9 protein-coding genes and 1 pseudogene are annotated in these 11,812 nt (G+C 44.3%); 8 read left to right on the top strand and 2 right to left on the bottom strand.

Annotated features, from left to right (window positions below; translation table 11 throughout):
- Positions 1–212, bottom strand: a pseudogene (locus tag Q1V85_RS10295) (IS982 family transposase); the annotation flags it as partial.
- Positions 213–434: 222 nt separating this feature from the next.
- Between Q1V85_RS10295 and tnpA the strand changes: the two are divergent.
- The 3 genes from tnpA (at position 435) to pyk (ending at position 4,113) form a co-directional block, all read left to right on the top strand.
- Complete coding sequence (tnpA, locus tag Q1V85_RS10290; RefSeq protein WP_300599569.1) at positions 435–893, top strand: IS200/IS605 family transposase; 459 nt, start codon at positions 435–437, stop codon at positions 891–893.
- A 372-nt stretch (positions 894–1,265) separates the two neighbouring features.
- Positions 1,266–2,486, top strand: coding sequence for a 6-phosphofructokinase (locus Q1V85_RS10285; protein WP_300599567.1), 1,221 nt, complete (start codon positions 1,266–1,268; stop codon positions 2,484–2,486).
- Positions 2,487–2,613: 127 nt separating this feature from the next.
- The gene (gene pyk, locus Q1V85_RS10280) at positions 2,614–4,113 is read left to right on the top strand and encodes a pyruvate kinase (protein WP_300599565.1); all 1,500 of its coding nucleotides are present in this window, start codon (positions 2,614–2,616) and stop codon (positions 4,111–4,113) included.
- 181 nt (positions 4,114–4,294) lie between these two features.
- Here the strand turns inward: pyk and serA are convergent, their stop codons facing one another.
- Complete coding sequence (serA, locus tag Q1V85_RS10275) at positions 4,295–5,533, bottom strand: phosphoglycerate dehydrogenase (RefSeq protein WP_300599564.1); 1,239 nt, start codon at positions 5,531–5,533, stop codon at positions 4,295–4,297.
- A 105-nt stretch (positions 5,534–5,638) separates the two neighbouring features.
- Here serA and Q1V85_RS10270 point away from each other — a divergent pair, with 105 nt between their 5' ends.
- The 5 genes from Q1V85_RS10270 (at position 5,639) to Q1V85_RS10250 (ending at position 11,694) form a co-directional block, all read left to right on the top strand.
- The gene (locus Q1V85_RS10270; protein WP_300599563.1) at positions 5,639–7,030 is read left to right on the top strand and encodes a serine hydrolase domain-containing protein; all 1,392 of its coding nucleotides are present in this window, start codon (positions 5,639–5,641) and stop codon (positions 7,028–7,030) included.
- A 283-nt stretch (positions 7,031–7,313) separates the two neighbouring features.
- Complete coding sequence (locus tag Q1V85_RS10265) at positions 7,314–8,900, top strand: peptide chain release factor 3 (RefSeq protein ID WP_300599561.1); 1,587 nt, start codon at positions 7,314–7,316, stop codon at positions 8,898–8,900.
- A gap of 161 nt (positions 8,901–9,061) precedes the next feature.
- Positions 9,062–10,330, top strand: coding sequence for a M28 family peptidase (locus Q1V85_RS10260; RefSeq protein WP_300599560.1), 1,269 nt, complete (start codon positions 9,062–9,064; stop codon positions 10,328–10,330).
- A 223-nt stretch (positions 10,331–10,553) separates the two neighbouring features.
- Positions 10,554–11,084 (top strand): hypothetical protein, encoded by a 531-nt coding sequence (locus Q1V85_RS10255; protein WP_300599559.1) that lies wholly within the window; start codon positions 10,554–10,556, stop codon positions 11,082–11,084.
- A 196-nt stretch (positions 11,085–11,280) separates the two neighbouring features.
- Positions 11,281–11,694 (top strand): hypothetical protein, encoded by a 414-nt coding sequence (locus Q1V85_RS10250; protein ID WP_300599557.1) that lies wholly within the window; start codon positions 11,281–11,283, stop codon positions 11,692–11,694.
- Positions 11,695–11,812: the final 118 nt, after the last annotated feature.

Below are 11,812 nucleotides of genomic sequence, written 5' to 3'. Positions count from 1 at the left end.
GATTTGTCCAGCATATCAGGCACATATCCTTTCAGCTTCATAAAATGGCGGGCGTTGTCCTGATGGCCTCCAAAATACAAGGCTGATACAAATGCCGTGGTGATAATTTCTGCATCGCTTACCCTTACTCGCAAATCCTCGCTATGCTGCAACGACTTTAAAATATCATCTACAATACAATAAAGAGCTATAATTTTACTGTCTGAAAGCATGGCTATAGTTTTTTAGATGTGGTAATCCAAAATTATTATAACATGCTTTCTCTTTTTATTCTTTTATAACTAGCAACTTGGGTTATTTAAAATTTGTTAACTTCAAAACCAGAAACAATTCGTCACAAAAAGTCCAAAGGACTGATATAATTATAGCACCAACGTTGACGCGGACAAAACCCCGAAGGGGTGGCATTTTATAACCTATAAAAAACCAAAATCATGGCTGGAACCTATTCCCAAATCTACATTCAGATAGTTTTTGCCGTAAAAGTCCGGCAAAACCTGATTCACCCCGCCTGGAAAGATGCGCTCCATAAGTATATCGCAGGAATTATCAAAGGCAAGGGGCAAAAACCGATTATCGTAAACGGCATGCCGGATCACCTGCATATTTTTGTAGGATTGCGACCGGCCATGGCCATTTCAGACCTTGTAAGAGATATCAAAAACAATTCCTCAAATTTCATCAATGACCGGCACCTCGTCAATGGCAAATTTTCCTGGCAGGAAGGATTCGGAGCTTTTTCCTATGCCCATTCACAAATTGAACAGGTATACAATTATATTTTAAACCAGGAAGCACATCATCAAAGGAAAACATTCAAAACCGAATATGTGGAATTCCTGAACACATTTGACATTCCTTTTGATGAAAAATATTTGTTTGAATGGTGCTGACCCTAAGGCACGCGGCCGTTATTCCGGGCCGGGCATTGCCACAACCCGCGCATATTTCAACAAAAACGGGAAAACCAATCTAACTCAAAAGACGTAAGGACGGGGGCCTGCCAGTCGCCAACTCTTCCGGCAGGTGTAAACTATGACTTGACAAACCTGGTACACGGTTGCCCAGAGAACTTCCTATTTACCAGAATATAGAAATACGCTACGGACCCGCTTCATTCCCGCTAACGATTGTATGCCCCCTTTCGTTTAAATATTTTTCACAAACGACCGTTAAGATTTAATAATCTTTAAATAACTACAAACACAACAGAATAAAAATCAATTTCTCTTATATTTGCGCACTTAAGTTATAATAAATTTTATATGGAGAAAAGTATTGTAATTCTTGCCGGCGGTGGTCCTGCACCCGGTATCAACACGGTGATCGGTTCTGTAGCTAAAACGTTTTTGAAAGATGGCTACCGGGTAATTGGTTTGCACGATGGTTATAAAAACCTTTTTAACGGGAAAGGAGTTACCACCGACATCGATTTTAAACTGGCGGATGACATCTTTAGCCGCGGAGGTTCTTTTCTGCGTATGAGCCGGTACAAACCAAAAGATGACGAGTTTACAAGCGAATTCTTTGAAAAAAACAATATAAAATTACTGGTAACCATCGGGGGCGACGATACGGCTTCTACCGCTAACCGGATTGCCACTTTCCTCAGGAACAAAAACGTGCCTGTTCAAAACATTCACGTTCCCAAAACCATCGACAACGATCTTCCGCTTCCTTATGGTCAGCCTACATTCGGCTACCAGAGTGCACGGGAAGAAGGTGTAAAACTGGGCAAAACCATTTACGAAGATGCCCGCACCTCCGGTAACTGGTTTGTTGTTTCGGCCATGGGCCGTGAAGCCGGTCACCTGGCTTTCGGTATTGGTGTTGCCTGTCATTACCCGATGATCGTGATCCCCGAAATGTTCAACAAAACCAAACTGACGCTGGATAAGATCACCAAACTGATCGTTTCTTCCATCGTAAAAAGAAATATCCTGGAAATTCCTTATGGCGTTGCCGTTGTAAGTGAAGGGGTATTCCATTTTATGAGCGATGATGATATTACGGCATCCGGCATCCAGTTCACTTACGATGATCACGGTCATCCCGAACTTGGAAACGTAAGCAAGGCGCATATCTACAACATTCTTTTACAGAACGAATTAAAAAAACTGAATATTTCCGTAAAAAGCCGCCCGGTAGAATTGGGGTATGAACTCCGTTGCCTGGCTCCCACCGCTTTCGACCTGGAATATTGTACCTACCTTGGAATGGGTGTAAAGCAACTTTTTGATCAAACGGTTACGGGTGCCGTGGTTACTGTTGACGCAACCGGAAACGTTAAACCGCTTTACCTCAAAGATGTAGCAGATGAAAAAGGCAAGGTAAAACCCCGTTTGATCGATATGCAAAGCGCAGATACACAGACCGTATTTGCAAATGCGCTGCACTATCTGACAGATGCAGATAAAGAAGCCGCCAAGAAGTATCTTGACAATCCGGACGAATATCTGTTCAATAACATCCTGGAGTGGAACTAAAATTAAAACCAGATACAATTAAAACCGCCTTTGCTGCGCGGTTTTTTGTTTTTAATTTGTAGCTTCCGGTTTTAATCAGCAATCCCTTTTCCGATGCCATCGGAATATTAACATTAGAAATCGAAAAATGACAGAAACTCAAAAAGTTCGAAAGAAATCTGTAGAAACAGCAAGCGTTTCAAAGGATACAGACCATAGCTTCAACCGCACAAAGATCGTGGCCACGGTAGGGCCGGCCTGTAATACTTATGATAAACTGCTTGATCTTGTAAAAGCAGGTGTAAATGTTTTTCGTCTGAATTTTTCTCATGGGGTACATGAAGAAAAAAAACAGATCATTGAATACATCCGCGAGATCAATCAAAAAGAAAAAACAACAGTCGCTATCCTGGGCGACCTTCAGGGTCCCAAACTCCGCGTAGGAGAAATGGAAGGCGGCGGTATCATTGTGGAACCGGGCGATACGTTCATCTTCACCAATAAAAAAATGGTGGGTACCAAGGAAAAGATCTATATCTCCTACCCCAATTTTCATAAGGATGTAAAAGTGGGCAACAAGATCATGATCGATGATGGAAAACTTGAAGTGATCGTTCGGAAGGTCCTGCCTAATAATGATGTGAAGGTTGAAGTAGTGCTGGGCGGATTCCTTTCTTCCAAGAAAGGTGTAAACCTTCCTGATACCAAGATTTCTTTACCTGCGTTGACGCCCAAAGATCTTGCAGACCTGGATTTTATTATAAAAGAGCAGCTGGGATGGGTGGCATTGTCATTTGTACGCCAGGTGGAAGACATTAAAAAGCTCCGCAAGATCCTGGACAAGCACAAAAGCAAGGCCAAGATCATTGCAAAAATTGAAATGCCGGAAGCAATTCCCAATATCCGGGAAATCATACATGCATCCGATGGAATCATGATTGCACGGGGCGACCTGGGTGTGGAACTGCCGGTAGAAAAAGTGCCTTTGATCCAGAAGAGCATTATCCGCAAATGCATTCACCGTGCCAAACCGGTAATTGTAGCCACACAGATGATGGAAAGCATGATCGACCGTTCCAAACCCAACCGCAGTGAGATCACCGATGTGGCCAATGCCGTGCTGGAAGGTACCGATGCTGTAATGTTGAGTGCCGAAACCGCCAGCGGTAAGCACCCCACGCTGGTTGTGCAAACCATGCGGAAGATCATACTGGAAATTGAAAAAACAGAATATCACTATGACCTGGCGAATGAGTTGCAGCCACAACCGCACTCTCCTTCCCTTTCCAGTGATGCCATTTGTTATAACGCCTGTAACCTGGCGAAGGACACAAGGGCAGATGCATTGATCGGCATGACGCAAAGCGGCTACACCGGTTTTATGCTCAGCAGCTACCGGCCTAAAGTGCCTTTGTATGTATTTACAAAGAACCGTACGCTGATCGATCAGCTTAGCCTGAGCTGGGGTATCCGCGCCTTCTTCTATGACGATGACCAGCACGACCTGGATACCATTTTTGCAGACCAGATCAATATCCTCAAAAAGAATGGATTCCTGAAACGTGGAGATACTGCCGTAAGTACCGGAAGTACGCCGGTTCATCTGAAGTTACACACCAATACGATCAAAGTAACCGAAGTTCAATAAAACAAAAAGCCTCCAACCGGAGGCTTTTTTAATGGCATTCATAACATTTTTTATTGCGCGGAGAAAAAAGGCATTTGCAAATTTTCATTTTGCTTAATGCCAGCAGTAACAAACGAACAAGAGCATAATAAAAGCTCCCCTCCGGGAGCTTTTATTATGCTTATGCATTCTGCTAATTGTATTAATAAACCAATCTTGTTTTAATCGTGTGTTTCACATTATTCAGGATCGATGCCGCCTTCTTCGAAACCCCTTTCTCTACATCCAGCACCACATACCCGATATCATCATTTGTTTTCAGGTACTGCCCGGTGATATTGATATTGTTGTTCGACAATAACGTGTTGATCTCTGAAAGTACCCCTGGCCTGTTATAGTGTATATGAAGAATGCGGTGCACCCCATCCTGCGAAGGCAATGCCAGGGCCGGAACTGTATGTGATCCGTTGGAGATCCCTTTCTCGATAAAGTTGAACAGCTTGGAACTTACATCCACACCAATGTTTTCCTGTGCCTCCTCTGTGCTTCCTCCAATATGAGGCGTTAAAATCACATTGGGCAGGTTTTGCATCGGACTGGTAAATTTATCGCCATTTTTCTCCGGCTCCCAGGGAAATACATCCAGTGCAGCTCCGCTGAGATGTCCCTCTTTCATAAATTTGGCCAGGTCATCCAGGTTTACAACTTCGCCTCTTGCGTAGTTAATAAGAATTGCTCCCTTCTTAAAATATTTCAGATTGTTTTTAGTAATCAGGTTTCTTGTTTGCGGGTTATCCGGAACATGCAGCGTAACCACATCCGATTGCTGCAACAATTCTTTCAGGGATTTAGCATCCTTTGCATTCCCCAATGGCAGTTTTGTTTCCACATCATAAAACAACACCTTCATCCCCATTGCTTCCGCCAGCACACTTACCTGTGAGCCAATATTTCCATAGCCAATAATGCCCAGTGTTTTACCTCTTAATTCATAGCTGCCCTTAGAATCCTTCATCCAGATGCCATCATGTGCCGCTTTGATCTTATCCGGCAATCTTCTGATGAGCATAATAGAGTTAGCGATCACCAGTTCTGCAACCGAGCGTGTATTGCTGTAAGGTGCATTAAACACCACTATACCTTTTTCGGTGGCAGCTGCCAGATCTACCTGGTTTACGCCAATACAAAAACAGCCAATTGCCTGCAGTTTTTCAGCCGCATCCAACACCTTTTTGGTAATATGCGTTTTAGACCGGATTCCCAGAATATGTACATTCTTTATTTCTTTGATCAACTCTTCTTCTGTAAGCGCCTTCGACAATTTCTCTACCTTCGAATAGCCCTCGTCCTTAAAACGTTGTACAGCAAAATCACTGATATTTTCCAGAAACAAAATCCGGATTTTCTCTTTCGGGTAACTCGTCTCTTTTTTATTTGTCATACGAGCAAATATCCAAATAAGTTAACAAAAATTAAAATTTTAAGAACATTAGTTTTGTTCAGCGGCAGATACGATTAAATTTGCCCCTTTAAAAATCTTTGTACCTTGAGAGTTGTTGCAGTTATTTTAGCGTGGACATTATTAACGATTGGTTGTAAGTCTAAAACACAGGCCCAGAAAGAGAAATCAGGAGAGACACACAGTAACGTCATCGCTTTTGATGTGGAGCAAATGACCGAAGCCGATAAGGCCCGGTATCATAAAGTACTCAGTGACTTTTTTGATTCGGCATTGCTTCGGCGTGGATTTAATGGTGGCATTCTTGTTGCAAAGGGCGGCAATATACTTTATGAATCGTATCAGGGTTTCCAGGATCCCAATCGAAAAAAAGATACCATTGACGCTCAAACACAGTTTCACCTCGCATCTACCAGCAAGCCGTTTACAGCAGTTACAGTGCTCAAATTAGTACAGGCGTCCAGGATAGGTTTGCAGGACCCTGTAACCCGGTATTTTCCGTCGTTTCCCTATCCCGCTGTTACGGTGGAGCAATTGTTATCGCACAGAAGCGGAGTGCCCAATTATCTTTCTGTAATGGAAGATAAAACCAAGTGGAATCCCAGGCAGATGATATCAAACGACGATGTGCTGCGTTTCCTTGAACAATATAAACCGGCCCCCATGTTTAAAGCCGGCAGCCGCTTTGCATATTGCAATACAAACTTTGTATTGCTGGCATTGATCGTTGAAAAAGTAACCGGTAAAAAATTTCCGCAATATGTTAAAGAAACCATCTTCGACCCGTTGCAGATGCAGCACACCTTTGTATATACCCCTGCAGACAGCGGCCATGTGATCATGTCTTACAAACCTTCCGGGGCACTTTGGGTGAATGATCAGTTTGACAATACTTACGGAGACAAAAACGTTTACAGCACGCCGGAAGACATGTTTAAATGGGACCGGGCGCTTTACAATCCCGCCTTTATCCGTCAATCCCTGCTGGATTCAGCCTATCAACCACACAGTCATGAAAAAGCATCCATCCATAACTATGGTTTAGGCTGGCGGATGCTGAATCTGCCCAATGGAAAAAATGTGATCTACCATAATGGAAAATGGCATGGCTTTACACCGGCTTTTGGAAGACTGTTGGATGAACAGGCGGTGATCATTATCCTGGGTAATAAAATGAACTCCAATATGTACAATATGGCGCGCAAGGCCTATGATTTCTTTGGGGACTATATGCAAAACCGGGTAAGCGGTGGTGAAGAAGAAACCGAAAGCCGCACGGCTGCGGCCACGGCCATGCCGGAATCTAATGTAAAGCCGGCGCCGCGTCTGGCCAAAAAAACAGTAAAGGCCGCACCAGCAAAGTCGTCCCGTACATCTGGCAAGTCTACCGCAAAAAAACAAATTAAAAAAGCACCCGAAAAACAAGCAGCGTCAGCTAAAAAGAAAGTTACTTCAACTAAAAAGAAAACAAAGAAATAAAGCAATTGCTGATACGCTGATTTTTATCTTCGCACGCTCCCTGTAAAACCGGAGAGCAGGAAACACAACAACCAAAAGCATAAAGAGCATCACCGCGATCTGTTTTTGCCGTTGCAGGAAATAAAGCTGCAAGAGTAGCCACAGATTCGCAGATGGGCCTGCATACGCTCGATTTCAATGATTAAAATCAAAATGACCTGCGCGTCAGCGGCTAAAAGTCATATTCATGGGTACCCACAAAACCTGAACAGAAAACCCGAAACCTTCCTATCTTCGCGCACTTATGAAGTATCACGAGGAGATCATGCACCGGCGCACTTTTGCGATCATTAGTCACCCGGACGCCGGTAAGACCACGCTTACAGAAAAGTTTCTTTTATTTGGCGGTGCCATCCAGGTAGCGGGTGCCGTAAAAAGCAACAAGATTAAAAAATCAGCGACTTCCGATTTTATGGAAATCGAGCGGCAACGGGGTATCTCCGTCGCCACATCGGTAATGAGCTTTGAGTACCAGAACATCCTGATCAACCTGCTGGATACACCGGGTCACAAAGACTTTGCAGAAGATACCTTTCGTACCCTTACAGCGGTGGATAGTGTAATCCTGGTGGTAGATAGCGTGAACGGAGTTGAGGAGCAAACCCGCCGTTTAATGGAAGTATGCCGGATGCGCGATACCCCGGTGATCGTATTCATTAACAAAATGGACCGTGATGGCAAGAACCGGTTCGATCTCCTGGAAGAAATTGAAAAAGAACTGAATATTTCCTTACATCCGATGACCTGGCCTATCAACAGCGGCAAGGACTTTAAGGGCGTATACAATTTGTACGATAAAAATATCCGGTTGTTTACGGCCAATACCAAGGCCGATGAAGAAGATACCCTGGCTATTTCTGATATCCAGGACCCGATCCTGGATGACCGGCTGGGATCTGCCGATGCGGCCCTTCTGAGAGAAGATGTGGAACTGGTAGACGGCGTGAACGGCGAGCTGAACGTAGCCGATTACCTGGCAGCCAAAGTGTCACCGGTATTCTTTGGAAGTGCCATCAACAATTTCGGGGTAAAGGAAATGCTGGATACCTTTATCCGTATTGCCCCACCACCTCAAAGCCGCGAAACCTCCACCCGGAAAGTAGATGTGGAGGAAGAAAAACTCAGCGGATTTATTTTTAAGATCCATGCCAACCTCGATCCCAAACACCGCGACCGGATCGCATTCTTCCGGGTTTGTTCTGGTAAGTTTGAGCGCAATAAATACTTTCATCATGTGCGTTTAGACAAAGATGTTCGTTTCAGCAATCCATATTCATTTATGGCCCGGGATAAAAGTATTATCCAGGATGCCTATGCCGGAGATGTAGTGGGTTTATTTGATACGGGGAATTTTAAAATCGGCGATACGCTGACAGAAGGCGAAAATTTCTATTTCACCGGGATCCCCTCCTTCTCTCCCGAAATTTTCAAAGAGGTAATTAACCGAGACCCGATGAAAACCAAACAATTGGAAAAGGGATTACTTCAGCTAACAGACGAAGGTGTAGCGCAATTGTTTACCCAGTTTGGCGGCACCCGTAAAATTGTAGGTTGTGTGGGAGAACTCCAGTTTGAAGTGATCCAGTATCGCCTGTTGCATGAATACGGAGCTTCGGTAGAATTCAGGGCCCTGCCTTTTTACAAAGCCTGCTGGCTCACCAGTAAGGATGCTAAGAAGCTGGAAGACTTTGGAAAATTCAAACAAACCAATACCGGCGAAGACAAGGACGGCAATATGGTATACCTTGCCCAAAGTGAATGGTTCCTGAATACAGAGATCACCAATAATCCTGATATTGAGTTTCATTTCAGCAGCGAGATCCATCAGTAATAAACATATCTTACCGGATATAATTTTTCCGAGGATCGCCGCGGATTTTGATCGCTGATATTGCCGATCGATTTATCTATGTGAAATCTGCGCCGTCATGTGGGATGGGTTTCCGCTGGTTGATCCGCATTTTTTATTATCTTCCTTTAAAAATCATACGCATGCGCAGTTTCAGATTCCTTTTTCTGGCATTCATTCCCGCCACCTATATATCCGCCCAAAATACCGGCGCATTCAATACAGCTACCGTTGAAAAAACGATCCGCTTTCTGGCCTCCGATGAAATGAAAGGCCGGGCAGTTTACACTCCCGAAATTGATAAAGCTGCCAGTTTTATTGCAGCCTCTTTTAACAAAAGTGGCTTACAACCCTTACAGGGCAGTTCTTTTTTACAACCATTTACAGCATATAGTGCCGCATTTAGAGGACTTACAGCCATAATTAATCAAAAAGAAGTTTCAAAAAATAACGTAATCGTAGTTACCGGGGAGCCGGAACTGGAGGTAACCGAAAAATCTGGATATACGGTTAGCACTATCCCCGCGGGCAGTTCACTTTTTCTCAAAGCTTCCGAAGCTGTTAGCAACGGCAAAAACAATATTGTACTGGTAGACGAAAGTTTTACGCCAGACTTTAAACGACTGGTATTTTTTAAACGGAACTTTTTAAAGCGGTCCGGCTCTACAGTTTTTATCCTGGGCAATCCGTCCCTGCAAACCTATGCCATCAAGGCTTCGCATGTTATTACCGAACATAAACTTGCCAATGTTGCCGGACTGCTGCCGGGCAAATCGCGCAAAGATGAATATGTTATCTTTTCTGCCCATTACGATCATATAGGCATCGGCAAACCGGTAAATGGCGACTCCCTTTACAACGGCGCAAACGATGATGCTTCGGGCACAACGGCCGTCATGCTGCTCGCCGATCATTTTGCCACCCTGAAAAACAATGAGCGTTCCATCATTTTTGTGGCCTTCACCGCGGAAGAATCCGGGGGCTTCGGATCACAGTATTTCAGTCAGCAGCTGGATCCAGCTAAAATTGCGGCCATGCTGAATATTGAAATGATTGGTACCGATAGCAAATGGGGCAAGAATTCTGCTTATATCACCGGTTTTGAAAAATCATCATTGGGCGCCATTCTTCAAAAAAACCTGGCCGGAACCGGTTTTGAGTTTCATCCCGATCCTTACCCCGACCAGCAATTATTCTACCGTTCCGATAATGCCACCCTGGCCAAACTGGGTGTGCCGGCCCACACCATTTCCACTTCAAAAATGGATACAGAGCCGCATTATCATCAACCCAGTGATACCGTAGAAACGCTGGACCTTGGCAATATGACACAGATCATCCGGTCTATCGGCATCAGTGCGCAATCCATTATTGCGGGCAAAGACACGCCTTCCAGGGTAAAGGAAGAATAGTGCTTCCGGAAGCTTGTTTCAGTAACTACAGCACCGCATATTCCATCCAGGTAACAGGCTACTCGTTGGTCCATTGAGTATTGACAGGGTCGCTTCAGCCGCCATGTCCTTAATAGACTTGCTTTTCATGCAATAAAGTGCAATAATTGACCTGTTTTCAAATTTCACGATGCACACTTATGTAATTGTTGCAACAGCGGCATCCTTAGTGAAAACAGCGATTATGAATATCAGCATCCCCAATCCCTGTCATGAAAACTGGGAGCAAATGCAACCGGAAGAAAAAGGGCGTTTCTGCAATGCCTGTTGCAAAACCGTTACCGACTTTACGGGTATGAGCCCGGAGGCCATCGGCACCTATCTTAAAAATTACCGCTCACAGCAGATTTGCGGAAGATTTATGGCCAGTCAGCTTACCCCGGAAACAACGCTCCTGTCATTAACCAGGTCCATATGGCAGTCTGCAATGAATTACACCAGAAAACTAGCGGCTGTTTTTTTATTATTCCTTGCATTTAGCCAGGATTCACAGGCTCAAACGGTTAAAAAAAACACCGGGAACAACTCCACAACTGTTGTTCAGCAACCATTGTGGGGAAGAGTAGCTATATGTCCGCCAAAACCGGAACCTGCAAAAAAGAAAACACCTTATAAAAAGGAAAAATTGCCGGTCTTTAAAAGCGATAGTATCGGTACTGAGAAAAAGATCATCACTATGGGAATTGTGGTATTGAACACAAATGGAAAACAGTAACTATGAAAATTCAGATCCCAATCCCCTGTCATGAAAACTGGGAGGCCATGCGTCCTGGTGAAAATGGCCGCTATTGTAATACCTGTTGCAAAACAGTGGTAGATTTTACCGGCATGACACCCGACGCCATTTCTGCTTACCTGTACAACACCAGTCACAGAAAATATGCGGACGGTTCACTGAAACGCAATTGGCGATGGAATATGAGGCAGAAGTATACCTGGCTGCCAACCATATTTCCCGGTCGGGCTGGCCCCTGGTAAAAAGGGTTGCGGCGGTGTTTATGCTGCTCTTTGCGCTTTCCCGGGCCGGAAACGCCCAGGTTTCCAAAAACGAACTGCCAAACGTCGTGGTAACCAGCAACTGTACTAAACGAATAGGCAAGGTAGTGCCAAATACGGATCCTTTTATTGTACCGATGCCCAAACTTGCTCCGGTTCCGGCTCAATGTCTTGAAGGTATTGTAGGCGGGGTAATTATAACACAGCCAAAAGGGCGGGCAAAAAGACAATTGAAACGGCTTCAAAAGCAAGAGCGAAGGAAACAGAAGGCATCCGCTCGATTGACTGGTGAAGTAGCCGTGGTTGCCGGAATGGTTCAAACAGACTAAACATATTTGATTCATCTCCATTTCCTGCGGACAATAAAGCGTCTCCGGTGCATGGCAGATAACAATGAAGCATTGAAACACTGGAGTATTTCCTGTGATTGATGTGCTTAAAATATAC

This window comes from Niabella sp. (assembly GCF_030150205.1).
Classification (GTDB): Bacteria; Bacteroidota; Bacteroidia; order Chitinophagales; family Chitinophagaceae; genus Niabella.
This window is presented reverse-complemented; position numbering and strand designations above follow the sequence as displayed.